This is a genomic window from Streptomyces sp. NBC_00513 (genome assembly GCF_041431415.1).
GTDB lineage: Bacteria > Actinomycetota > Actinomycetes > Streptomycetales > Streptomycetaceae > Streptomyces.
Genome location: NZ_CP107845.1, coordinates 5206319 through 5228494, shown reverse-complemented (window position 1 = coordinate 5228494; position 22176 = coordinate 5206319). Strand labels below are relative to the sequence as shown.

Annotated in this window: 21 protein-coding genes; 9 read left to right on the top strand and 12 right to left on the bottom strand. The window is 73.1% G+C overall.

The window, feature by feature from the left end:
- Nucleotides 1-63 precede the first annotated feature (63 nt).
- On the bottom strand, nucleotides 64-270 hold the full coding sequence (locus OHA84_RS24295; RefSeq protein WP_266969780.1) for a hypothetical protein: 207 nt from the start codon (nucleotides 268-270) through the stop codon (nucleotides 64-66).
- Nucleotides 271-462: 192 nt separating this feature from the next.
- Nucleotides 463-2940, bottom strand: a complete 2478-nt coding sequence (locus OHA84_RS24290; RefSeq protein WP_266969782.1) for a helicase-associated domain-containing protein — start codon at nucleotides 2938-2940, stop codon at nucleotides 463-465.
- A gap of 390 nt (nucleotides 2941-3330) precedes the next feature.
- Here OHA84_RS24290 and OHA84_RS24285 point away from each other — a divergent pair, with 390 nt between their 5' ends.
- Together OHA84_RS24285 and OHA84_RS24280 are read left to right on the top strand one after the other, a co-directional pair.
- Nucleotides 3331-4314, top strand: coding sequence for an XdhC family protein (locus OHA84_RS24285; RefSeq protein ID WP_266969784.1), 984 nt, complete (start codon nucleotides 3331-3333; stop codon nucleotides 4312-4314).
- Nucleotides 4315-4551: 237 nt separating this feature from the next.
- Nucleotides 4552-4959, top strand: a complete 408-nt coding sequence (locus OHA84_RS24280) for a DUF6479 family protein (protein ID WP_053678150.1) — start codon at nucleotides 4552-4554, stop codon at nucleotides 4957-4959.
- Nucleotides 4960-5082: 123 nt separating this feature from the next.
- Here the strand turns inward: OHA84_RS24280 and OHA84_RS24275 are convergent, their stop codons facing one another.
- The 4 genes from OHA84_RS24275 to OHA84_RS24260 form a co-directional block, all read right to left on the bottom strand.
- Complete coding sequence (locus OHA84_RS24275) at nucleotides 5083-5970, bottom strand: ATP-dependent DNA ligase (RefSeq protein WP_266973970.1); 888 nt, start codon at nucleotides 5968-5970, stop codon at nucleotides 5083-5085.
- Between the two features lie 5 nt (nucleotides 5971-5975).
- Entirely contained in the window at nucleotides 5976-6860 is an 885-nt protein-coding gene (gene ligD / locus OHA84_RS24270; protein WP_266969786.1) for a non-homologous end-joining DNA ligase, read from the bottom strand.
- 121 nt (nucleotides 6861-6981) lie between these two features.
- The gene (locus OHA84_RS24265) at nucleotides 6982-8163 is read right to left on the bottom strand and encodes a Ku protein (protein ID WP_053676491.1); all 1182 of its coding nucleotides are present in this window, start codon (nucleotides 8161-8163) and stop codon (nucleotides 6982-6984) included.
- Between the two features lie 90 nt (nucleotides 8164-8253).
- Nucleotides 8254-9084 carry a nuclease-related domain-containing protein gene (locus OHA84_RS24260; protein ID WP_266949906.1) on the bottom strand — a complete coding sequence of 277 codons (831 nt, stop codon included), beginning with the start codon at nucleotides 9082-9084 and terminating at the stop codon, nucleotides 8254-8256.
- 352 nt (nucleotides 9085-9436) lie between these two features.
- Between OHA84_RS24260 and OHA84_RS24255 the strand changes: the two genes are divergently transcribed.
- The 3 genes from OHA84_RS24255 to OHA84_RS24245 all read left to right on the top strand — a co-directional run bounded on the left by OHA84_RS24255 (nucleotide 9437) and on the right by OHA84_RS24245 (nucleotide 12297).
- Complete coding sequence (locus OHA84_RS24255; protein WP_266969789.1) at nucleotides 9437-10042, top strand: hypothetical protein; 606 nt, start codon at nucleotides 9437-9439, stop codon at nucleotides 10040-10042.
- Nucleotides 10043-10231: 189 nt separating this feature from the next.
- A complete protein-coding gene (locus OHA84_RS24250) occupies nucleotides 10232-11035 on the top strand; it encodes a hypothetical protein (RefSeq protein ID WP_266969791.1) in 804 nt (267 codons plus the stop codon).
- Nucleotides 11032-12297, top strand: a complete 1266-nt coding sequence (locus tag OHA84_RS24245; RefSeq protein WP_266969793.1) for a HAMP domain-containing sensor histidine kinase — start codon at nucleotides 11032-11034, stop codon at nucleotides 12295-12297. The genes OHA84_RS24250 and OHA84_RS24245 overlap by 4 nt, the downstream gene beginning before the upstream one ends.
- Before the next feature lie 300 nt (nucleotides 12298-12597).
- On the opposite strand, the gene OHA84_RS24240 is transcribed toward OHA84_RS24245, so the two are convergent.
- The 3 genes from OHA84_RS24240 to OHA84_RS24230 are packed head-to-tail and all read right to left on the bottom strand — an operon-like array spanning nucleotide 12598 to nucleotide 14562.
- Nucleotides 12598-12870, bottom strand: a complete 273-nt coding sequence (locus OHA84_RS24240) for a hypothetical protein (protein WP_053676486.1) — start codon at nucleotides 12868-12870, stop codon at nucleotides 12598-12600.
- Between the two features lie 10 nt (nucleotides 12871-12880).
- Nucleotides 12881-13594, bottom strand: coding sequence for a TetR/AcrR family transcriptional regulator (locus OHA84_RS24235; protein WP_266949898.1), 714 nt, complete (start codon nucleotides 13592-13594; stop codon nucleotides 12881-12883).
- A gap of 29 nt (nucleotides 13595-13623) precedes the next feature.
- On the bottom strand, nucleotides 13624-14562 hold the full coding sequence (locus OHA84_RS24230) for a diiron oxygenase (RefSeq protein WP_053676484.1): 939 nt from the start codon (nucleotides 14560-14562) through the stop codon (nucleotides 13624-13626).
- 187 nt (nucleotides 14563-14749) lie between these two features.
- On the opposite strand from OHA84_RS24230, the gene OHA84_RS24225 reads away from it, so the two are divergent.
- Nucleotides 14750-15859 carry a ferritin-like domain-containing protein gene (locus OHA84_RS24225; RefSeq protein ID WP_266969795.1) on the top strand — a complete coding sequence of 370 codons (1110 nt, stop codon included), beginning with the start codon at nucleotides 14750-14752 and terminating at the stop codon, nucleotides 15857-15859.
- A gap of 33 nt (nucleotides 15860-15892) precedes the next feature.
- Here the strand turns inward: OHA84_RS24225 and OHA84_RS24220 are convergent, their stop codons facing one another.
- Both OHA84_RS24220 and OHA84_RS24215 read right to left on the bottom strand, forming a co-directional pair.
- Complete coding sequence (locus OHA84_RS24220) at nucleotides 15893-17353, bottom strand: penicillin-binding transpeptidase domain-containing protein (RefSeq protein WP_266969797.1); 1461 nt, start codon at nucleotides 17351-17353, stop codon at nucleotides 15893-15895.
- Complete coding sequence (locus tag OHA84_RS24215) at nucleotides 17350-18723, bottom strand: FtsW/RodA/SpoVE family cell cycle protein (protein ID WP_053676481.1); 1374 nt, start codon at nucleotides 18721-18723, stop codon at nucleotides 17350-17352. Before OHA84_RS24215 ends, OHA84_RS24220 begins: the two co-directional genes overlap by 4 nt.
- 104 nt (nucleotides 18724-18827) lie before the next feature.
- Here OHA84_RS24215 and OHA84_RS24210 point away from each other — a divergent pair, with 104 nt between their 5' ends.
- The 3 genes from OHA84_RS24210 to OHA84_RS24200 all read left to right on the top strand — a co-directional run bounded on the left by OHA84_RS24210 (nucleotide 18828) and on the right by OHA84_RS24200 (nucleotide 20954).
- Entirely contained in the window at nucleotides 18828-19220 is a 393-nt protein-coding gene (locus OHA84_RS24210; RefSeq protein WP_053676480.1) for a DUF6325 family protein, read from the top strand.
- Nucleotides 19220-19582, top strand: a complete 363-nt coding sequence (locus OHA84_RS24205) for an SHOCT domain-containing protein (protein ID WP_266969799.1) — start codon at nucleotides 19220-19222, stop codon at nucleotides 19580-19582. The genes OHA84_RS24210 and OHA84_RS24205 overlap by 1 nt, the downstream gene beginning before the upstream one ends.
- Before the next feature lie 160 nt (nucleotides 19583-19742).
- A complete protein-coding gene (locus OHA84_RS24200; protein ID WP_266969800.1) occupies nucleotides 19743-20954 on the top strand; it encodes a C40 family peptidase in 1212 nt (403 codons plus the stop codon).
- Here the strand turns inward: OHA84_RS24200 and OHA84_RS24195 are convergent.
- Nucleotides 20867-22165, bottom strand: coding sequence for a styrene monooxygenase/indole monooxygenase family protein (locus OHA84_RS24195; protein ID WP_266969802.1), 1299 nt, complete (start codon nucleotides 22163-22165; stop codon nucleotides 20867-20869). The two genes, OHA84_RS24200 and OHA84_RS24195, sit on opposite strands and share 88 nt — an antisense overlap.
- Nucleotides 22166-22176 lie beyond the last annotated feature (11 nt).

Sequence of the window (22176 nt, the reverse complement as noted above, 5' to 3'; positions counted from 1 at the left end):
CAGCACTTCCACGCTGTTGCCGGCGCGCTCGGCAACCTCGGTCGAGTCGACCCCGGCATTGAGTCATGTGGAGGGCGCCGAGTGCCGGAGGCCACAGGGCCGCTGTGCGAGCGGCGAGGCGGCCACAGCCGGCGGCAGCGCGATCACCCTGGCTTCCCGCCAGGCCCGGTAGTACGTGGAGGAGGAGACCGCTCCCCCGCCCCCGGTGAAGAAGAGCCGCCCGTCCTGAGCGGTCCCGAAGGTGTCGAGGTGCTCGCGGAGGATGGTCACAAGCCGGGGCGGGATCGGCGCCCGCCTCACCTCTTCCGTGGGCCGGTTCTTCAGCCCGCGGTCGTGATGGCTCTCCCCCGAGTCGGTCCACCGCTTGCCCACACTCGGCCCGCGTCCGGTGCAGGAGCGGTCCCCCATCCGGAACACGGCAGAGTCGTATCTGTCGTATCTGCCTCGGCCGGCGCCACGACTTCAGCCGCCCGAGGTGAGTGTGGCGGCCAGCACGCGGGCGCTCGCGGGGGTGCCGCGGGCCGGTGCACCGTAGGGGGCGTGAGCGCGGTCCAGGGTCGGCATGAGGCTCGGGGCGCGGTCGGTGGGGGCGCGGTCGAGGAGGGTGGTGCCGGTCTCGGCTTCCTGGGTGGGGGCGTAGCCGGCCGTGCGGAGGGCGGTGAGGGTCTCCTCGGGAGGGGCGGTGGAGATCAGGACGGTGGGGGCGATCCGGCGCAGGCGGAGCTTGGCCAGGCCGTGGGCCTGGACCACCTCGGCGATCAGGGCCGTGTCGTCCGAGCGGATGCAGCAGGCGGAACGGACGACCTTGAGCTGTCCGTGGGTGCGGGCGGTGTCCTTGATCGTGTAGGCCAGCGGTTGGGGCAGGGGGGTGCCCTGTTCGCTTGCCGCCGTGAGGCGGTCGAGTAGTTCGTCGGCGCTCCAGCCGGCGTCCAGGGCCCGACGGATGGAGGTTGCCGTGATGCGCCAGACCACCGCGTGGCCCTCGGACTCGATGTCGCCAACAGCGGAGAGCAGGTCGGCGAGGGCGGGCGCGGGCGCACCGGTGACAGTGGCGGTCAGGTCGCTCTGGAACCGGGCCGTTTCGCTGGGCTCGGGCAGCGCCGCGTACAGCTCCTCGCGGAGGGTGGTCACCGCCTTCGCCAGGGTGGGGCGCAGGGACAGGTCTTCGTCCAGGCCCTCGGAGCCCCGGGCGGACGGGTCGACGCTCGCGCCGGGCACTGCCGGGTAGTGGTGGGCGGCTCCCGCCTCCAGCAGTCGGCACAGGGCCCGCCCGGCGGGGGTGAGCGCGCCGTGAGCGACCACGCCGAGCAGGGCCGCCTCTGCCAGGGTGGCCGCCATGCGGTCGAGGACTCCGTCCAGGCCGGTCAGCTCCCCGACGCCGTCTGCGGCCAGGTGGACGCGCAGGGACGGCTGGAACCATGCGGCCAGGGCGAGCAGTTCGGTGTATCCGCGCGCGTTCGCGGTCAGCCCGTGTCCGTCGGGGAGGACGGCGAGCGCTCGTAGGACCCCGGTGCGCAGGGTCACGGCGTCCTCGTCCTGCGGGCTGATGAGCGCGACCGGGGTCTCGTCGGGGTCCGGCCAGTGGCTGAGCACTGCGGGAACCACGGCCCAGGCGGCCAGCAGCGGCAGCAGCTTGCCCGCTGCGGGGGCGGCGGCCCAAGCGTCGTAGCGGTCGCTCGGCAGCAGCCGGGCGGAGGGCTTGGGGCCTTTGGAGTTCCTACGGCCCCGGGGGGCGGGTGCCGGTTCGTCGTTCTGCGGCGCGGCCAGGCCGGCGTTCACCGCGAGGTCCAGCCACAGCCGGGTGTCGGCCTCATCGGCCCCGGCCGCCTTGGCCAGCCGCCGGGTGTCCCGTACGGCGATGCCGCCCGCCTTGCGCATCGCGACCGGCTCGGCGGCCAGCGCCCGCAGTACCAGTTCGGCCCGCCAGGCGGCCGCCGCGGCGGCCGTGCCACCCTCGCCCTCCCAGCCGGACGGCAGCGGCGCGGCGGCGGTGAACGGCTCCGGTTCCAGCCGGGGGCTGGGTGCCGCGCCCCCGTCGCGCAGCGCACGGGCGACCTCGTAGGGAAGCTCGACCAGGTCGAGACCGACGGGGACCAGCAGTCCTCGTCCGGCCAGCCAGTCGGTGCCCTCGTCGCCGCTGCCGCCCTCCCGGAAGACGTACTTGGCGTCCGGGCTCGCGTACTGTGCCCCATTCCGGCCGACGAAGCAGTGGGTTCGCAGCACCGGCGGGCCGGGTACCAGGTGGTCCAGCAGCTCCAGCGCCCGGACCGGGGCGTCCGCCACCAGGGCCCGCACCCGGGCGGGATCGGCGAGCAGAGCGATGATCAGCTCCTGGGCCTGGTCGCGGGTGCGGGCCGCGCCCTCGCCGAACAGGTTCGCGGCGATCCGCTTGACCTCCGGGGCGTTGTAGGCGTGGGTCAGCAGCCGGGTCGCGGTGCGCCCGTAGCCGTCGAAGCCGGCGGCCCGGACGTGCAACAGCGGTGGCAGCGCCAGTTTCCCCTTGGGCGCGGGGAGCAACAGCGCGCGCTCCCGCAGTCCGGCGAGCGTGTGCTCCGCCCGCCGCCGCTCCTCCCCCGGCTCGAACCAGGCCAGTACGTCCCGCTCGGGCACCAGTCGGTCCGCGGGCTCCACGGCGGCGACAGGCATCCGCTGTTGCCAGGGATACCGGGGCCCGTCCTCGGCCTCGCCGCCGGCTACGGGACCGTGTCGCTCCAGGGCGAGGGCCGCGACGGAAGCGAGCAATTCCAGTTCTCCGGCGGTGCCCGCCATCAGTCCCTGGCCCACCGACTCGTCGGTGAGCAGGTGTTCGGCGAGCTCGCGGAGGGTGGTGATGCGTCGGTACTCGGCGGCGAGCGGCAGATCCCGCTCCTCCAGCAATGCGGTCAGCCGCTCAGGATCCAGGGTGCCCAGCCATTTCGCGAGGGCGGTACGCGCATTCACCCGGCCAGGCTAGCGCCGTCCGGTCACCCCACGGGGGTGAACCTTGCGGACCCAGCGCCGCAAGAGGCAGATCGTCCTCGACACCGCAACGGGCCACCGCCACCAGCGCCGTGCCCGGCTCCGGAACGGCCGTGGACAGCGTCCTTGCCCAACTGCCGTGGCGCGACACCCGGCGCGGGAACCGCTCCGGGGAATGCCGGGAAGCGCTGGGATCGGATAGCCGCTCCGGGGGTGGGTTCCGGTGGTCCGTACGAGGGGGTGGGGGTGGGTCTGTGGGATTTGGGGGGTGGGGTGGAGGGGGTGGCGTACGTAGGTTGGGGATGAGGCCACCTTGCGCCGGTGACCAGGTGCTTCGTGGCGGGCTCTGACGATGAGGATGGGGCAGGCGCGATGCGTGAGTTGGTGGAGACGGCGCGGCGGTGGGTGGCCGAGGGGCGGGAGGCGTATCTGGCGCGGCCCGTGACCGAGCAGGGGTTCGGGCCGCGGGATCCCGCCGGTGCGGTGTTGGTGGATGCCGGCGGGGAGTGTGTGGGGGCTCTGTATCGCGGGGTCTTCGATGCCGAACTCGTCGTCGAGGCGGGCGGCTTGGGGGGCGGGGAGAGCGCGCGGGTGTGTGAGCTGTCCGTGGGGACCGGGGAGGCCGTCGAGGCGCGGTTGACCTGTGGTGGACGGGCCGAGGTGTTGTTGCAGCCGCTGGTGTCGATCCCGGGCGAGTGGTGGGAGCTGCTGGGGCGGGGGGCCGGGGTGGCGCTGGTGACGCGGTTGAACGCGGCGGCCGATCGGGCGGTGAGCGAGGTGGTGCGGGCCGTGGACCTGCCGGCCGATGACGCCGCGCGGCGGGCCGGGGAGCTGTTGGCGACCCGGCGGCCGGGGCGGGACGCGCTGTACGGGGGTGCGGGGCTGGTGCTCGTGGAGGCGTACCCGTCCGCTCCGCGCGTGGTGATCGGGGGTACCGGGGAGCTGGCCGAGATCATCGGGCGGCAGGCCGCGTTGCTGGAGTGGGGGGTGACGGTCGTGGAGTCGGCCGGGGAGGCCGCGAAGGTCCTGGCGGATCATCGGGACGCCGCGTGTCTGGTGCTGCTCAGTCACGAGCCGGACTTCGACGTGCCGACGCTGCGGACGGCGCTGGCGCTCGGGATCCCTTACGTGGGGGCGCTCGGCTCCCGGCGGACCACCACGCGGCGCCGTGAGGGGCTGATCGCGGCCGGGGTGAGCGCGGCGCAGCTGGCGCGGGTGCACGGGCCGATCGGCCTGGATCTCGGGGCGCGGACCCCCGCGGAGACGGCCTTGGCGATCTGCGCCGAGATCCTCGGGGTGCTGGGTGGCAGGGACGGCGGCGGGTTGCGGGATTCCGACGGGCCGCTGCGGGGGTGAGCGTGTTCCGGGGCGTGGCGCCCGGTGGGGGCCGCGTTCCGGGGCGTCCCGGTCGGGGTTCCCCGCGTCCAGGAGGCGTCCCGGCCAGGGGCAGGGGCATCCCCCGTCCGGAGTACCCGGCGTCCGGCAGCATCCCGGCCGGGGTTCCCCGCGTCCAGAAGGCGTCCCGGCCAGGGGGCGGGGAGGTTTCCGCGAGCGCAGGAGTGAATCCGGACCAAATGCGGGAAACTGGTACACATGGACACGAACCTGATCTATCTCGCGGTGGACAGGACCCTCACGAACATCGCGTGGCTCCTGGTCGTCGGACTGATCGTCGTGGGCTTCCTGCTCGGCGGGTTCATGCTGGGCAAACGGGTTCGCGCGCACGAGCCCGCGCCACCCAGTACGGAGAGCCAGCCCCACCTGCCCGACGGCGGTGCGGTGCTGGAGGTCTCCGAGGAGCGTGAGCCCGTGGAGTTCCCCGCCGCCGGTCTGCGGCCGCACGAGATGCAGGGGTACGGGAACTTCGGCTCCCGGAGCCACAGCCACCAGGAGGACGCCCGCGCGGAGCGGGAGTCCGGGTACGAGCACCCCAATCCGCGGCCGCCGGCGGGCAAGCAGCCGCCGACCGTGCCTCCGCTGGGCGGCGCGAAGCCGGTCTGACCCCCGACCGGGGCCGGGCCCGACCCCGCCCTGACCTCCCGACGTCGACCTCCGACCCGCGCCGCCCGCGCGGGTCGGAGGTCGACGTGCGTTCGGGGATTCGCAGTTCCAGGGATTCGCAGGTCAGAGGAGGTCGGTGCGCAGGCGCAGGACCTCCGGGGGCGGGTGCCGGCCCGAGGTCTGGCGTACTTCCGCCGCCAGTGGCGGGTCCAGCGGGCGGTACGGGACCTCGCCCAGGCCGATGGCGGTCACGGTCGCCCCGGCCGGGGCGGTCTCCGCGCGCCGGGCGAGGGTCGCCGCCAGTTCGGTGCGCAGTGCCGGGGACAGTGGGCTGGACACCAGGGGTTCCTCGTCCTCGCCGGGCAGGACGAGGACCAGCGCGAGCGGGCGGCGCGGGCTGCCGGTGTGGCCGACGACGGCCGCGTCCCGGACGTTGGTGTGGCGGAGCTTGCGCCAGCCTCGGCGGCCGGCCGGGTAGGCCTGGTCCAGCCGTTTGACGACGAGGCCCTCGACGCCGCCGGCGGGCAGGGTCTCGTACCAGGTCTCGGCCAGCTCCGGGTCGGTGGTCATGGGCACCGGTTGCAGGGGTGGGCCGAGCGGGAGCAGCAGGTCGACGAGGAGTGCGCGGCGTCGTTCGTACGGGCGGGCGCGCACGTCGAGCCCGGCCAGTTCCAGTACGTCGAAGGCGGCGTACGAGGCCGGCAGGGTACGGGCGAGCAGCGCGGCCCTGGCCGGGGTGGCGGCGGCCCGTCGCTGGACGAGCGCGAAGTCCGTCCGCCCGGCGTGCCAGACGACCACCTCCCCGTCGAGGACGGTCCCGGCGGGCAGCATCAGCGCCGCCGCCGCGAGGTCGGGGAAGGCGGCGGTGACGATGCGCCCGGAGCGGGCCTGGAGCACCGCTTCCTCGGCCGTGCGCACGACGACGAGGCGGTGTCCGTCGAACTTCGGCTCGTACGCGAGACCCGGCTCGCGCGGCAGGGTGGCGACGGCGGTGGCGAGTGCGACCCGGATCGTGCTCACGGCAGCCCGCCGGCCTGGTCGGGGTCGAGCAGTGGGGCGCAGAGGTCCCCGTCGCGGGCCAGTCGGGGTGGGATGTCGTCGGCGAGGAAGACCAGCTCGGCGGGGTCATGGCAGGCCTCCACCTCGTCCCAGGAGACGGGCGCGGAGACGGTGGGGAGGGCGCGGGCGCGCAGGGTGTAGGGGGCGGCGGTGGTTTTGGCGGCGGCGTTCTGGCTGTGGTCGACGAAGACCTTGCCGGGGCGCAGGTTCTTGGCCATCCGGTGGACGATCAGGTCCGGGAGGGCGCGTTCGGCCTCCTGGGCGAGGGTCTTGGCGTACGCGGACACCCGCTCGGACGGGGTCGGCTCCAGCGGCGCGATCAGGTGGAGGCCCTTGGAGCCGGAGGTCTTCGCGCAGGCGCGCAGCCCGTCGGCGGCGAGGCGCTCGCGGAGCCAGAGGGCGGCGGCGCAGCACTCGACGGCGGTGGCGGGCGGGCCGGGGTCGAGGTCGAGGATCAGCCGGTCGGCGGTGGCGGGGGCGGCGGCGGGCCACTGGTGGGTGTGGAACTCGACGACGAGGTTGGCGGCCCACATGAGGGTGGGCAGGTCGCCGACGACGACCTGCTCGGCGGTGAGGTCCTCGGACCGGGGTACCGGGGTGGTCCGTACCCAGTCGGGCGTGCCGGGCGGCGGGTTCTTGGTGAAGAAGAGCTGACCGTCCGGGCCGTCGGGATAGCGCAGGAACGAGACCGGCCGGTCGTGGAGGTGGGGCAGCATCGCGTCCGCGACGCGGGCGTAGTAGTGCAGGACCTCGCCCTTGGTGAAGCCGCTCTCCGGGTACAGCACCTTGTCCAGGTTGCTGAGCGAGATGCGGCGCCCTTCCACCATCGTGATCGGCGCCATGGGAGCAGACTGGCATGGATCAGGTGGAAACGGGCGGTCGGGGCGGCCAGGTGGTGGAAGGCCGGGGGCGGCGGACGGACGGGTGGGCGGGCGGACGGGCAGGTGGACGGGCGCGGGGCCGTCAGGCGGAGGCCGCGCGTCTGGTCGTCTTCTTGGCCGCCGCGGTCTTCGCGGTCGTGGTCGTCGCCTTCGCCGTTCTCGTCGTCTTGGCCGCGGAGGCGGCGGTGCTCTTCCTGGCGGCGGTCCTGCTCGCGGACGTCTTCGCCGCGGTGGTCTTCGTCGCGGTGGTCTTCTTGCCGCCGGTCTCCTTGGGTGAGGCGGTGGCCTTCTTCGCCGCGGAGCCGGTGGCCTTGCGCGCCTGGGCCGTCTTCGCGGTCGTCGTCTTCGCCGCCTTCTTCGCGGGGGCGCTCTTCTTGTGCGTGGCGGCCCTCTTCTCCGCCGCGGTCTTCCGCGTGTTGCCGGGCACGGGCAGCGTGCGCACCTCGGCGTCCGTGTCGCCGTCCGCGGCGGCCGGCTCCCCGCGGGATTCCCTGGCCGCGCGGACGCTGTTCTCCAGGGCGGCCATCAGGTCGATGACCTTGCCGCCGGTCGGGGCGGCCTCCTCCTCGTCGCGGGGCGGTTCGACGCCCTGGAGCCTGGCCTCGATGACCTGCTGGAGGGCTTCCTGGTACTCGTCGTGCAGCGCGGACAGGTCGAAGTCCTGGGAGAGCATGTCCATGAGCGAGCGGGCCATCTGGAGTTCCTGGGGGCGGATCGTCACGTCCCCCTCCGGGGTGATGCCCGCGGCGGGCCTGACCTCGTCGGGCCACAGGCAGGTCTGGAGGACCAGGGTGTCCTCGTGGACCCGGAGCACGGCGAGGGCCTCGCGGGACCGGATGGCGATCTTCGTGACGGCGATCTGCCCGGACTCGGTGAGGGCCTCGCGGAGCAGGGCGTACGGCTTGGCGGCGGCGCGGTCGGACGTGCCGACGTAGTAGGCCTTGGAGAACATCAGCGGATCGATCGTCGAGGCGTCCACGAACGCCAGCACGTCGATGAGCTTCTTGCTCGGGAGGGGAAGGTCGGCGAGGTCCTCGTCGGACAGCATGATCATGCTGCCGTCCGGAGCCTCGTAGCCCTTGGTGATCTCGTGGTACGGAATCTCCACGTCCTCGGCCTCGCAGACGCGCCGCAGACGTACTCGTGAGCCGTCCTTCCCGTGCACCTGGCGGAGCGGAATGTCATGCTCCTCCGTGGCCGTGAAGAGCTGCACCGGGATCGTGACCAGCCCGAACGAGATGGCCCCCTTCCAGGTAGCCCTCATGCCGCGCTCCTTCCCTGGGGAGGTCCTCAGGCTATGCCGAGGAGCCGGAGCGCGACACTCGAAGGCGGCCGGGTCCGCGCCGACGGCGGCTCACCACGCACGGGCCCCGGTTCGCCGCCGGGTGGGACGGAGCCAGGTACGCGTGTCGCGGGCGAGGGCGTACAGGGCGTCGACGTCCGGGGGCTTGAGCGTGGCCGGGTTCGAGGCGAAGTGGGCCGCGGCGGTGCCGGGTTGGAGGATCCGTACGTCGCGCAGGGTGGGGGCCACCTCGACCCGCGAGGCCTCGACGAGGGCGAGCGCGGGGACGACCGGCGCCGTCAGCACGCGGGTGGCGTACGCGGCGGCGAGGCGGGCCAGCCGGGGTTCCGGCCCGGGTTCGTCGCGGCCCACGGTGAGCAGGAGGTCCCCGATCCGGGCGCGCCGGCGCAGACCGGGGACGGTGCGGACGCAGAGGACGCCGGGCGGGCCGATGAGGAGGTGGTCGATCACGCCGCCGTCGGGCAGCGGGACGGCGTGCAGGACCCGGCAGTCCTCGCCCTCCAGTGCGTCGAGTTCGGCGCCCATCCGTTCCAGGGCCTGGAGTTCCCGGCGGATCCGGTGCCGGGTCCTGGCGCCCGGGGAGCCGTACGTCAGCTCGCCCAGCAGGGGCTCCCCCGGACGGTTCGGGGCGAGGTCCTCGTCCGGGGGCAGCGCGAGGCGGAGCAGGTCGGCCGCCGTGGGCACCGGGGGCGGGCCGACGGTGTAGTCGCCGGTCAGGTACGGGCGCAGGGCCGTCAGGACCGCCTCGCGGCGGGTGTCGGACAGCAGGCTGACGCGGTTGGTCCGCCGGTCGTACCAGGCGACCGCCTCGCCGTCGGGCAGGTTGACGTACAGCCGACCTCGGCCGGGCCGGCCGCTCGGCAGCACCTTGAGTCCGGGCATCGGCCTCACCCCCGCATTCCATGGGAGCAGGCCGGCCGCCGACGGACAATCCCCCTGCCGGGTCCTGGGGCCGAGCCCCGTCGTTGGAGTGGCGTAGAGCTCCTCGTGGGAACGAGGGGATGCGCGGGACGTTCGTGGCCGGCGGGTTCCGCGGGGCGGGCGTGCCGGGCGGGGCGGGCGATCGGTCCGGTAACGGCCCTGACGGCCCGTGTAACGACTCCGACGGAACCCCGTCGGGTTGCTGTTACAGAAGCACCGCTGTACCGCAATGACGGACGCCTACGTTTATGTCATCTGAACACGCCCGGCCGCCTGGACACGCCGGGACCCGACCCGCAACGAAGGACCTCCCGTGAGTACCGTCAGCCGTCGCAGTCTCGTTCGCGCAGCCGCCGTGACCGCATGCGCCGGCAGCCTCCTGGCACTGCCCACCGCCGCCGCGCTCGCGGACGGCGTACCGGCCGCGTCGACGGGGCAGCGGACCCTGGTCAAGAGCCTCTCCCTGGCGGACGGCGAGTCCCTGGCCCGGATCTACCGGGTGGCCGACGACGCGTACGAGGCCGAGATCCTGCGCGACGGCGCCCGGGTCGCCACGTTGGCCGGTCGGGACGGCGCGACCGACGTCGGCGGTTCCGGCGACCTGCACGTCTCACTGCGGGCGGACGGCCGGCTCACGTCGTGGGTCGGTGACACCCGTCCCGCCGGCGACGCGTCGCACGCCCTCTTCGGCGACGGCCGCAAGACCGGGACGCGCAGCGGGCACACCGTCCCCGTCTCGGCACACACCACGGAGTCCGCGGCGCGTGCGGGCGGGACCGCGGAGGCGTTGCGCCTGAACACGATGGCGGACGGTCCGGGCGAGGGCGTGCTGCTGCTCGCGGCGGGCGGCGGCATCGCGGCCATCGGCGCCGCCGGGCTCGGCTTCGCGATGGTGCGGCGCGGACGCACGGAGGGCTGACACCCCGTTCGCGATGGTGCGGCGCGGACGCACGGAGGGCTGACACCCCGGTTGTCCGGCGGCGGGCGGGCGGATCGGCCGGCCCGGAGTCCACCGGGCGGACGCGTGAGCAAAAGGGATGTATCTCTGCATAAGGTTGGCTGGAAACCGACCGCCACCGGCCTGCCGCAGAGAGGATGGCCCGCCCCCGTGAGAACGCTCCCCGTCCGGACGCGCACCGTTCTGCTGCTGCCCGCCCTGCTGCTCCTGGTCGCGGGCTGCGGCGACTCCGGCGAACTGGTCGCCGCCGGGCCGACGCCGACGGCGAGCGGGCCCGTGAACCTGTGGCCGGGGCGGCAGGGGGCCGTGGTGCCGCCCGCCGATCCGGGGGGCGCGCCGCCCGAGTACGTCCCGGGGCTGCCCCGGGTCAAGAACCAGGACGTACACGAGGTCGACCCGGTGGCACTGGTCCAAGCCGAACTGCGCGCGCACCCGAACACCGACGTCGGCCCGGACGGGATGCCCCGGGAGACCGCCGACGCGGTCCTGGCGTGCGGGAAGGAACCGACCGGGAAGTGTCCGGTCCTGAGCCCGTACTACCGGGACCTCACCGGCAACGCGAAGGACGAGATCGTCGTCGGGATCGAGTTGCCCGACAAGATGCTGTCCGTACGGGCCTACACGGCGGACCCCGACGGGCGGCTCAACCGGATCATGGCCACCATCGACACCGTGATCGGCGTGGAGCTCGCCGGCCAGGACGTGATCCTGCGGGCTCCGAGCGGCAACAACGGCTACGAGCTGATCACCGCCTGGTCCTGGGACGGGAAACAGCGCAGCATGCTGCCGACGCGCGAGCAGATCGTCCGGGTGCCGGGACCGGCGCGCCCGCAGCCTTCGACGGACGCGACCCCGGGGACGGGCTCGGCGACGGGTTCGGGTCCGGCGACGGGGACGGGTTCGGCGACGAGTTCGGCGACGGCTGCGGCTGCGGCGGGCGGGGCCTCGTCGTGAGGCATCGGTTGCCGGCCTGGACCGCTTCGCTGACCTGGAAGGCGGCGTGCTTCATCGTGATCATGTGCTGCTCGCTGGCGGCGGTGCTGGGCGCGCTGGTGCACGTGGAGGTGACCCGGCAGACGGTCGGGACGGCGCGCGACAAGGCGTTGGAGAAGCTGCGCGACGCTTCCCGCGCGTACGAGGCCGGCGAGGCCCTGCCCCCCGATTCGGGGCTGGACCCGACGGAGCTGCCGCCGTCGCTGCGGGAACTCGCGGTCGGTGGCCGGCAGGGAACGGTCGTGGGCACCCACGACGACCGTCCGACGATGTGGGCGGCGGGCCCCGCCGACGGCCGGGCCCTGGCCACCGCCGTCGACTACAGCCAGAGCGCACGGACGATCAGCGGCCTGGACCACGCGATCACCGGCTCCTCCCTGTTGGCGATCGGGGGAACGCTGCTGGTGGGGGCGTTCGCCGTGCGGCGCGTGACCCGGCGACTGCACCAGACGGCGACGGTCGCCCGGCGCATCACCCAAGGCGACCTCGACGCGCGGGTCGGCGATCCGCGCACGCGGGACCCGGCACGCCACCAGGACGAGGTGGCGACGGTCGCGGGCGCGCTGGACACGATGGCCGGCAGCCTCCAGGCGAAACTGATGAGCGAGCAGAGGTTCACGGCGGACGTGGCGCACGAGCTGCGGACGCCGTTGACAGGCCTACAGGCGGCGTCGGAACTGCTGCCGGAGGGACGGGCGACGGAACTCGTACAGGAGCGGGTCCGTACGATGCGCCAACTCACCGAGGACCTGCTGGAGATCTCCCGACTGGACTCGGGCAGCGAGGCCGTGGAAACCGACCTGCACCAGCTCGCGCGGCTCGCCGGGAGAGTGGTGCGGGCCTCGGGGACGGACACGGAGGTGGTCGTCGTCCGGGACGCGCACGTGGAGACCGACCGGCGGCGGCTGGAACGGGTGCTCGGCAACCTGGTGGCCAACGCCCACAAGCACGGGCGTGCGCCGGTGGTCCTGACGGTGGACGGGCCGGTGGTGACCGTACGGGACCACGGCGACGGCTACCCCGACTACCTGATCGCGCACGGCCCGCAACGCTTCCGGAGCGGGTCGGACTCCCGCTCGGGCAAGGGCAAGGGGCACGGGCTCGGGCTGACCATCGCGGTCGGACAGGCCCGGGTCATCGGGGCGCGGCTGGAGTTCCGGCGCGGAGCGGAGGGTGGGGCGTTGGCGGTGGTCACCCTGCCGTTGCCCTGGTCGGGCGGGTGAGCGGGACCGGGTCTTTGCCGTGGTCGGGCCTTTGCCGTGGTCGGGCGGGACCGGTGCGCCGGCCGGGCCGGTGGTGCGGTGCCGTGCGGCGTCGATGCTGCCGGCCCCGGCTGCGCCGGGCGCCTGAAACGCCGGCGGGGCTGAGATACAGCGCCGCCGGGCCTGCCCGGTCACGAGCGGCGGGGCTGAGATGCAGCGCCGCCGGGCCTGCCCCGGTCACGAGCGGCGGAGCCTAGATCCACGCCGCCCGGCCTGCCCGGTCACGAGCGGCGGGGCTGAGATCGGCGCCGCCGGGCCCGGTCACGCCGGGGGTGGGGTCTTGGTCCAGGGCCAGCGGGGTTTGGGTCTGGTGCCCGAGGGGACGAAGGTGTACTTCCAGCCCTTCTGGAGGCCCAGCCGCTTCGAATAGCCCGCCGGGACGCGCTCGTACAGCAGGACCGTCGGGGCGCCGCCGTCCGGGGCGGGAACCGGGATCTCGTACCACTTGGCGGGGTGCCCGGTCGGGCCGAGGAGGATCGGGAGGGTCCGGCCGTCCATCGGGCCGCCCTCGAAGGGGGTGGGTTGGCTTCTCACCCCTCCAGTGTCACAGCAGGTGGGCGGCCTCGGAGACCACGGGGATCACACGGCGGGCCAGCACCCCGACCGGTCCCTCCGCGGATTCCAGGGACAGGGCCGCGCGTGCGGCGGCGGCGGTCTCCGGGTCGGTGGCGGCGGTCGCCGTGAGCAGGGCGATGAACTGGTCCAGCAGCCAGTCCCGCAGCTCCTGCACGCCGGGCTGCTTGCCCTCGTCGATCCAGATCAGGGAGGCCGCCTCGACGGCGGTGATCCAGGTGCGGACCATCATGCGCAGCCGCGGACCGGGGTCCGGGACGCCGAGGTGGACGAGGATCTGTTGGGCGGCGGCCCGGCGGATGCCGTCGACGGTGGCCGTGGTGCGGGAGGTCTCGACCACGCTGCCGCCGTTGAGGAGGGCGGAGAAGCCCGCGTCGTGTTCGTCGACGAAAGCCAGGTAGCGGTCCAGGGCCCGGGACAGCCGCCGGGTGAGGGGTCCGGCCTGGGGTTCGGCGAAGCACTGCTCCAGGAGTTCGGCCGCGGAGCGCAGGGCGGCTTCGTAGAGCTGCTGCTTGCCGCCGGGAAAGTAGCGGTAGACGAGGGGGCGCGAGACGCCGGCGGCCTCGGCCACGTCGTCGAGGGAGACCTCCTCCGGTGCCCGGTGCGCGAACAGCGTCAGGGCCGCGTCGAGGAGTTGGGCCCGTCGCTCCTCGACGCTCAGCCTGCGGTACGCGCGTACGGTCATGCCCGCAGGGTAACCCCCGGGGCGGCGCCTCAGGCCAGGAGTCCGGAGCTCTGCCAGAGCCGGCGGCCGACCCCGCGCAGGATTCCTATGTCGTCGAGGAAGTCGGTGAGCCGCTTGGCGCCGGTCTGCATGACCTCGCGCCGGTGGCCGCTCGCCTTGACCTGGGCGACGGCTTCGTGGCGGTCGAGGCCGATGTTGTCGTAGACATGCGGGTTGACGAAGGCCAGCGAGAAGACGCGGGCGGCCTCGCCGCAGCTGATCCGGGTGAGTTCCTGTTCCCAGCGCGGGGCCGTCAGCATCTGGCGGCGCAGTTCCTCGCGGGCGTAGCGGACGTGCCGGGCCTCTTCGATGACGTGGATGCGGGTGACCCCGCGCACGAGGGGCTGGATGCGCTCGTCCGGGAAGGTGAGCCGTTGCATCCAGTCCAGGATCTCCTCGCCGAGCAGGGTGCAGGCGAAGGAGCCGGGGGTGGTGGAGATCGTCTTGAGGACGCGGGCGAGGTTGTGGTTCGCTCGGGAGACCGGATACTCGGGGGCTCCGCCCTTTTGGATCATGCGGGCGAACATCATGGAGTGCCGGCATTCGTCGGCGATCTCGGTGAGCGCGTAGCGGACGTGATTGCTGGTCAGCGACTTGTCGTAGATGTGTCGGACGAGCAGCTGCATCAGGATGATCTCGAACCAGATGCCGAGCGAGGCGAGCGCCGCCGCCTCGTGGCGGGAGAGCTCGATGCGCTGCTCCTCCCCCATCTTCTTCCACATGGGGGTGTCGTAGAGGGAGAGCAGTTCGGGCGGCCAGTAGTACTTGCCCTCGATCGGCGGGGCGTCCCAGTCGAGTTCCGTGTCGGGGTCGAAGGAGTGCTTGGCCGAGGATTCGAGCAGTCGTTCGGCGATCTGTTCGCGGTCCTTGAGCAGGCCGAGCGCGTCCTTCAGGACCCGGCGATCCGTGCGGTCGGTCGTGGTCGTCATCGCGGGGGCACCTCGCCCGTCGTGTGGGGTCGCCGCCGGGGAGTTACCAGCGGTCACCTCTTATGAGACTGCCTGTCAGCAAGGCCGTCAATCCCCCGCGCACGACTTGTTGACCCCGTGTCTACCAACGTGTGACGCTGCCAACTGTCCGCTCAGGCAGGGAAGTACGTGAGACGAAGGGGCGTCCATGTCGACGCACGAGCTCTACACAACGGCCCCGGGCGAGGCCGTCTGGCAGGTTCCGGCCTCCGGCGCGGCCCGTTTCAGCTGGGAGTACGACGGCGGCCGGGAGCGGCTGCTCGCGCTGTACCAGAAGGGCAAGGACAAGCAGTGGGACGGCGCCAAGCGCATCGCGTGGGACCTGGAGGTGGACCCGCACGACCCGCTCGGCACCCCCGACGAGGCGCTGACCCTGTACGGCACCCGACACTGGGCCAAACTCACCGACAAGGACAAGGGCGAGCTGCGCCGGCACTACGCGTCCTGGAACTTCAGCCAGTTCCTGCACGGCGAGCAGGGCGCGATGGTGTGCGCGGCGCGCATCGTGGAATCCGTGCCGGACCTGGACGCGAAGTTCTACTCCGCCACGCAGACCATGGACGAGGCCCGGCACGCGGAGATCTTCGGCCGCTTCCTGCACGAGAAGGTCGGGATGCTCTACCCGGTCAACGACAGCCTTCAGGGGCTGCTCGGGGACACCCTGCGCGACTCCCGCTGGGACATGCCGTACCTGGGGATGCAGGTCCTCATCGAGGGGTTGGCCCTGGCGGCGTTCGGGATGATCCGCGACACGACCGACAAGCCGCTGCCGAAGCAGATCCTCGCGTACGTGATGCAGGACGAGGCCCGTCACGTGGCCTTCGGTCGGATGGCGTTGCGGGACTACTACAAGCAGCTGACGGACGCCGAGTTGCGCGAGCGCGAGGAGTTCGTGATCGAGGGCTGTTACCTGATGCGGGACCGACTGCGCGGGGTGGAAGTGCTGGAGAACTTCGGGATCCCGCGCGCGGAGGCCGAGGAGTTCAGCGAGCAGTCGGAGTTCCTGCACCTCTTCCGGAAGCTGCTGTTCAGCCGGATCGTGCCGTGCGTCAAGGACATCGGGCTGTGGGGCGAGCGGCTCCAGAAGGCCTACCTGGACATGGGCGTCTTCGAGATGGGCGACTCCAACCTGGACCTGTTGATGAGCCAGGACGAGGAGATCGCCGAGGCGCTGGACCGCGAGCGGTTCGCCGCCGAGGAGCGGGAGCGGGTGGCGGAGGTGGCCGACGCCGTCGCGGAGGGCTCCGAGGGCGCGTAGGCCCCGGTTGCCCGCACACCCGGTCGGCGCCGGCTACGGCTTTCTCAGGGCCGCCTCCATCACCGCCCGCGCGATCGGCGCCGCGGCGCTGTTGCCGCTGATGTCGCGGCGGTTCGCCGCCGCGTCCTCGACCACCACCGCGACGGCCACCGCCGGGAAGGGGGCGTCGTCGGCCTTGGCCCAGGAGATGAACCAGGCGTACGGGGTGCCCGCGTTGCCGACGCCGTGCTGCGCGGTGCCCGTCTTGCCTCCGACCGTCGCACCGGGGATCGCGGCGTTGCGGCCCGTGCCGTCCCGCACCACCTTGACCATCAACTCCTGCATCCGCAACGCCGTTCCCGGACTCATGGCGCGGCCCAGGGCGTGCTGGTCCGCGCGCCGGACGAGGTCCCCGTCGTCCTGGGTCGTGCGGTCCACCAGGTGCGGGGACTTGAGTTCGCCGCCGTTGGCGACGGCGGCCGCGACCATCGCCATCTGCAACGGGGTGGCCTTCGTGTTGAACTGCCCGATCGAGGACAGGGCCAGCTGGTCCGGGCTCATGTCGGTGTCGAAGTTCGACCGTGACACCCAGGACGGCACCCGCAGCGTGTCGTCGTTGAAGCCGAGGCGCTGGGCGGCCCGCACCATGTCCTCCAGGCCGACCCGTACACCGATCTTGGCCATGACCGTGTTGCAGGACCACTGGACCGCCTCCGCCATCGAGGCGTCGACGCAACCGGTGCCGGCGTTGGGCAGCAGGGTGCTCGTGCCGGGCAGCGGGTAGGGGTCGGGGGTCTCGGTGGGCGCGTCCACGTCGGTGACCACCCCCGCCTCCAGGGCTGCCGCCGCGGTCACGATCTTGAAGGTGGAGCCGGGCGGGTACGTCTCGCGCAGCGCCCGGTTGAGCATCGGCTTGGCGGGGTCCGCGTTCAGCCGCTCCCAGGCCGCCTTGACCCGCGTACCGGTGCCGGACAGCACGGCCGGATCGTAGGAGGGGCTGCTGACCAGGGCGAGGATCCTGCCGGTGGCCGGTTCCAGGGCCGCGACCGCGCCACGCTTGCCGGCCAGCCCGGTGTACGCGGCGCTCTGCAGGGCGGCCCGGATGGTGGTGGCGACGTTCCCGCCGGCCGGGCGGCCGCGGGCCAGGTCGTACCAGAGCGGGAAGGCGGAGAGCCCCGGGTCGGTGCCCGAGAGGAGTGCGTCCTCGGCGCGCTCCACGAAGCTGGTCCCGTAGGTCTGGGAGGAGAAGCCGGTGACGGGGGCGTAGAGCGGGCCGTTGGCGTACGTCCTCTCGTGGCGCAGCAGTTGGCCGCTGTCGCGGGAGCCGGTGACGGGTCGGCCGTCGACCAGGACGTCCCCGCGCGGTTCGGCGTACCGCGCGATGGCGGGGCGCTTGTTGGCCGGGTTGGCGCCGTAGGCGGCGGACTCCCAGATCTGCACCCGGGCCACGTTGCACAGCAGGGCGACGGTCAGCGCCGCGCAGAAGTACCCGTACCAGCGGATGTACCGGATCACTCGGCGACCTCCGGTTCCACGGCCCGGGGTCGGCGCGCGCAGTCGCCGAGTCGGATCAGCAGGGCGACGATGATCCAGTTGGTGACGACGGAGGAGCCGCCCTGGGCCAGGAAGGGCATGGCCATGCCGGTGAGCGGGATCAGCCCGGTGACCCCGCCCGCGATGACGAACACCTGGAGCGCGAGGATCGAGGCGAGTCCGGTGGCGAGCAGTCGTCCGAAGGGGTCGCGCAGCGCGAGTCCGGTGCGAAAGCCCCGGTCCACGAGGAGCCCGTAGAGGACCAGGATCGCGGTCAGACCGACCAGCCCCAACTCCTCGCCGGCTGTGGCCAGGATGAAGTCGGACTTGGCGGCGAACCCGATGAGGAAGGACTGGCCGTGGCCGAGGCCGGCGCCGAGGAGCCCGCCGGCGCCGAAGGCGAAGAGGGACTGGGCGAGCTGGCCGGGGCCCTCGCCGCGGTCGATGGAAGCGAAGGGATTCATCCAGTCGTCCACCCGACCGTGCACGTGGGGCTCGAACGTCGCGACCGCGTAGGCGCCCACGGCGGCGAGCAGCAGCCCGATCGCGATCCAGCCGATCCGGCCGGTGGCCGTGAAGAGCATGATCACGAAGAGGCCGAAGAAGAGCAGTGAGGTGCCGAGGTCCCGTTCCAGGATCAGCACCCCGACGCTGAGCAGCCAGATCGTGAGGATCGGCCCGAGGACCCGGCCGGGCAGCAGTTTGAGCTTCCAGAAGAGCCGCCGGCCGCCGAGGGCGAGGGCGGTGCGGTTCGCGGCGAGGTAGGAGGCGAAGAAGACGGCGAGCAGGATCTTGGCGAACTCCCCGGGCTGGAAGGAGAGGCCGGCGAGGCGGATCCAGATGTGGGCGCCGTTGACGGCCGGGAAGAAGACGGGCACCAGCATCAGCACGAGGGCGACGGCGACGGACAGGTACGCGTACCGCTGGAGCACCCGGTGGTCGCGCAGCACCCCGACGACGAGCACGAACAGCACGACTCCCAGGGCGGACCAGCGCAGTTGCTCCCCCGCCGTGAGGTGGTGGGGGGTGCTCAGGTCGAGCCGTTGGATGAGGACGAGGCCGAGGCCGTTGAGCAGGAACGCGATCGGCAGCACGAGCGGATCGGCATGGGGGGCGCCGAAGCGGACGGCGAGGTGCGCGAGCAGGGCGGCGCCGAAGAGCCCCGCCGCGTAGTGCGAGGAGCCCTCGGGGAGCCGGCCGGTGGACGCGTGGCCGACGTGCAGGTGACCGAGTACGGAGATCAGGACCGCCCCGGTGAGCAGCGCGAGCTCGACGCCGCGACGCTTGGCGGCGCGGTCGCCGCGGGGTGGGGGCGGGGCGGGCTCCGCAACCTTCGCCGTCAGAGCGGTCATACGGGGAAACGTAGCAAGGGCGCGGGGCGTATGTCCGTTTATGTCATAGAGTGCCGAAGAGTCGTCACAAACGGTCGGACCATCGGAATCGGGAGTCTCGCCCCATGGGTCCTGTGGAGTTCATCGTCCTGGCCTTTCCGGAGGAACAGTTGCGCGTCCCGGCCGTCGAGGCCGTGATGGGGCTCCGCAAGGCCGGGGTGGTGCGGCTGATCGACGGTCTCGTGGCCACGCGGACGGCGTCCGGGGAGGTCATGGCGTCCGAGTTCGACGAGTTCGTGGAGCTGGCGGGCCTGCTGGCGCACCGGGAGGCGACCCGGCTGATCGGCCCGGAGGACGTCCGCGAGGCGGCGGAGCTCCTGGAGCTCGGCAGTTGCGCGCTCCTGCTGGTCGTCGAGCACGTGTGGGCCGAGGACGCGGCCGTGGCGGTGCGGGCGGCGGGTGGGCGGATCGTGGGGTCGGTCCGGATTCCGGCCGAGCGGGTGGGGGTGGTGGCCTGATGTTCATCAGACCCGTGGCGGCCGCGCCGGCCCGGGCCGACCGGCCGCCGGGCCGACCGTTGCTCCGCGGCCTCCTGGCGCGGGCCTCGGGCACCCCGGACCCCGGACGGAACGCCGCGCGGCCCCCGGCCCCCGTCTCGCCGGCCGCGCGGTACGCGGACCCGGACACGGAAACCGACACGGACATCGGTGCCGACGCCGGCACCGGCACTGATGCCTCGGCGGAACCGACCCCGCACGGGTCGACCGGCGCGGGCGAGGGGCTCGTGCGGGAGCTGGCGCAACTGGCCGCCCTCGCCCGCGAGGGATTGCTGACCCCGGAGGAGTTCAGTACGGCCAAGGCGCGCCTGCTCGGTTTCTGACGGACCGTGAACCGGGGCCGCGGAGTCGGGGCGGGAACCGGATCAGGGGCAGAGGGGCTTCGGCGTGGGGCCGGACGGGTGGCCGGGCCCCGCCGCCGGCCCCGCGTGGAGGATTCGTCATACCGGGCGTGGCACCATCGGCCGCCCCGGAGGTGATTACATGACAATTCGACTGCTCCGTGTCGCCTGTGTGGCCGCCGTCCTCATGACGGCCGGTCCCCCGCCCCTCGCCCACGCCGAACCGCTGCCGGCCGCCCCGGCCGCGGAGCCCGTCGGCGTCCTGCTCACCCGCCTCCAAGGCCTGTACCAGAAGGCCGAACAGGCCGCCGAGGCCTACAACTCCACCGAGGTCGCCCTCAAGGCCCGCCAGGACGACGAACGCCGCTCCACCACCGAGTTCTCCAAGGCCAGGGCCGCGCTGCTGACCGAGCGGGCCATCGCCGGCCGGTTGGCCCGGGAGCAGTACCAGGGCTCGCGGGCCGGCGTGCCCTCGTACGTCCGCATGCTGCTCCTCGGGGACTTCCAGAACGCGGCCGACCAGCGCCGGCTCGCCGCGCGCGAGGGAGCCCGGACGGCGGGTGTACTGGCGCGGCTGGAGCGGGGCGAGCAGCGGGCCGGGGCACTGGCCGGCGCGGCCCGCAAGGCCCTCGACGCCCAGCGGGCACTGACCGCCGAACAGAAGAAGCAGCGGGACGAGGTGACGGGCCGGCTCAAGGAGGTCGAGCGGCTGTTGGCCTCGCTGAGCGCGGAACAACTGGCGCAGCTCGACGGCCGCGAGGCCGCGGACACCGCCGAGGCGCAACGGGAGCTGGTGGATTCGGGCCGGCTCGGAACCCCGGGGGCGGTGAGCGCCCGTACGCCGACGGCCGCCGGCGGGGAGGCCCTCACGTACGCGGCCGCGCAGATCGGGAAGCCGTACGTCTGGGGGGCGGAGGGGCCGGGGTCCTTCGACTGCTCGGGGCTGACCTCCCGGGCCTGGGAACACGCCGGGCGGGCGATCCCCCGGACCAGCCAGGACCAGTGGGCCCGGCTGCCCCGGGTCCCCCTGGACCGGCTCCGTCCGGGGGACCTGGTGGTGTACTTCCCCACCGCCACGCACGTGGCCCTGTACATCGGGGACGGGAAGGTGATCCAGGCACCCCGTCCGGGAGCCACCGTCAAGGTGTCGCCGATCGCCGCGAATCCGGTCCTCGGAGCCGTTCGGCCGGACGCGGGAGGGGCGCCGCTCGCCTCGTACACCCCGCCGCGACTGCCCGGGTCGGCCGCGGCGGGGGACGACGGCGGCTATTCGGCGGAGGGGGCGCCCGCGGTCGTGGGGGCTCCCGCGGTCGTGGAGACCGCCGCCACGGTGGCCGTGACCTCGGCCAGGTAGTCGGCCGCGTCCTCGGGGTCGTAGAAGTACGCGTCGAAGTCGGCCGGGTTGTCGAAGCCGTTGGCGAATCGATCCGCCACCGGCTGGAGCTGCCCGGCCGCACCGATCAGGTTCAGCACGTGCTCCGGCGGGACCCCCAGCATGGCGTTGGTCCACTGGGTGACGGGCTTGCCGGTCGTGAACCAGAACTTGTCGAACGTGGCCTTCATCCACGCCTCGTCGAACGGCTTGTCGCCGTGCATGAGGATCGACGAGAGGTACGAGGCCGCGCACTTGGCCGCCGAGTTGGAGCCCTGCCCGGTGATCGGGTCGTTCGCCACGACCACGTCCGCCACGCCCAGCACCAACCCTCCGCCGGGCAGCCGGCCGATCGGGTTGCGGACCACCGGCGCGTACCGGCCGGCGAGGGTGGCGCCCGCGTCGGTCAGCTCCACCTTCGTGGCCCGCGCGTACTCCCACGGCGTGAACTTCTCCATGAGCTCCAGCGTCAGTGCCAGGTGCGCGGAGGGATCCGTCGTGCCCTTGAACGCGTCGATCGGGCCGCCCGGGACGCCTTCCCAGAACAGGATGTCCGCGCGGCCCGACGTCGTGAGGGTCGGCATGACGAACAGCTCGCCGACGCCCGGAACCAGGTTGCAGCGCACGGCCTCCGTCTCCGGGTGCTCGGGGCGGGGCCCCAGGCCGTGCACGTAGCTGACCGCGAGCGCGCGCTGCGGCGCGTCGTAGGGGGAACGCGCCGCGTCCCGCCCGAACATCGACACCAGCTCACCCTTGCCGGCGGCGACCAGGACCAGGTCGTAGGTGCGGGAGAAGTAGTCCAGGTCGGCGACGGACGCCCCGTGCACGACCAACTGCCCGCCGCGCTGCGCGAAGGTGTCCAGCCAGCCGGCCATCTTCACGCGCTGGTCGACGGACTGCGCGTCCCCCTTGAGCCGGCCGAGCCAGTCGACGGCCCGGCTGCCGTCCGGGGCGGCGACCGAGACGCCCAGACCCTTGATCCTGGGCGCCTGCCGCGCCCAGAAGTCGAGCTGGAGGTCCCGCTCGTGCTGGAGCGCCGTGTCGAACATGCACTGCGTGGACATGACCCGTCCGGTGCGGATCTCGTCCGCCGTCCGGTTGGACATCAGGGTGACCTCGTACCCCTTGGACTGGAGTCCGAGGGCGAGCTGAAGACCGGACTGGCCGGCTCCCACGACGAGTATCTTGCGCATCACGTTCTCGA

What these genes read in the sequence shown, in the direction of transcription:
- OHA84_RS24285 (WP_266969784.1), top strand. Translation starts at nt 3,331, where the DNA reads ATGCGTGAGTTGGTGGAGACGGCGCGGCGGTGGGTGGCCGAGGGGCGG.
- OHA84_RS24280 (WP_053678150.1), top strand. Translation starts at nt 4,552, where the DNA reads ATGGACACGAACCTGATCTATCTCGCGGTGGACAGGACCCTCACGAAC.
- ligD (WP_266969786.1), bottom strand. Translation starts at nt 6,860, where the DNA reads ATGGCGCCGATCACGATGGTGGAAGGGCGCCGCATCTCGCTCAGCAAC.
- OHA84_RS24265 (WP_053676491.1), bottom strand. Translation starts at nt 8,163, where the DNA reads ATGAGGGCTACCTGGAAGGGGGCCATCTCGTTCGGGCTGGTCACGATC.
- OHA84_RS24260 (WP_266949906.1), bottom strand. Translation starts at nt 9,084, where the DNA reads ATGCCCGGACTCAAGGTGCTGCCGAGCGGCCGGCCCGGCCGAGGTCGG.
- OHA84_RS24235 (WP_266949898.1), bottom strand. Translation starts at nt 13,594, where the DNA reads ATGACCGTACGCGCGTACCGCAGGCTGAGCGTCGAGGAGCGACGGGCC.
- OHA84_RS24230 (WP_053676484.1), bottom strand. Translation starts at nt 14,562, where the DNA reads ATGACGACCACGACCGACCGCACGGATCGCCGGGTCCTGAAGGACGCG.
- OHA84_RS24225 (WP_266969795.1), top strand. Translation starts at nt 14,750, where the DNA reads ATGTCGACGCACGAGCTCTACACAACGGCCCCGGGCGAGGCCGTCTGG.
- OHA84_RS24215 (WP_053676481.1), bottom strand. Translation starts at nt 18,723, where the DNA reads ATGACCGCTCTGACGGCGAAGGTTGCGGAGCCCGCCCCGCCCCCACCC.
- OHA84_RS24210 (WP_053676480.1), top strand. Translation starts at nt 18,828, where the DNA reads ATGGGTCCTGTGGAGTTCATCGTCCTGGCCTTTCCGGAGGAACAGTTG.
- OHA84_RS24205 (WP_266969799.1), top strand. Translation starts at nt 19,220, where the DNA reads ATGTTCATCAGACCCGTGGCGGCCGCGCCGGCCCGGGCCGACCGGCCG.
- OHA84_RS24200 (WP_266969800.1), top strand. Translation starts at nt 19,743, where the DNA reads ATGACAATTCGACTGCTCCGTGTCGCCTGTGTGGCCGCCGTCCTCATG.
- OHA84_RS24195 (WP_266969802.1), bottom strand. Translation starts at nt 22,165, where the DNA reads ATGCGCAAGATACTCGTCGTGGGAGCCGGCCAGTCCGGTCTTCAGCTC.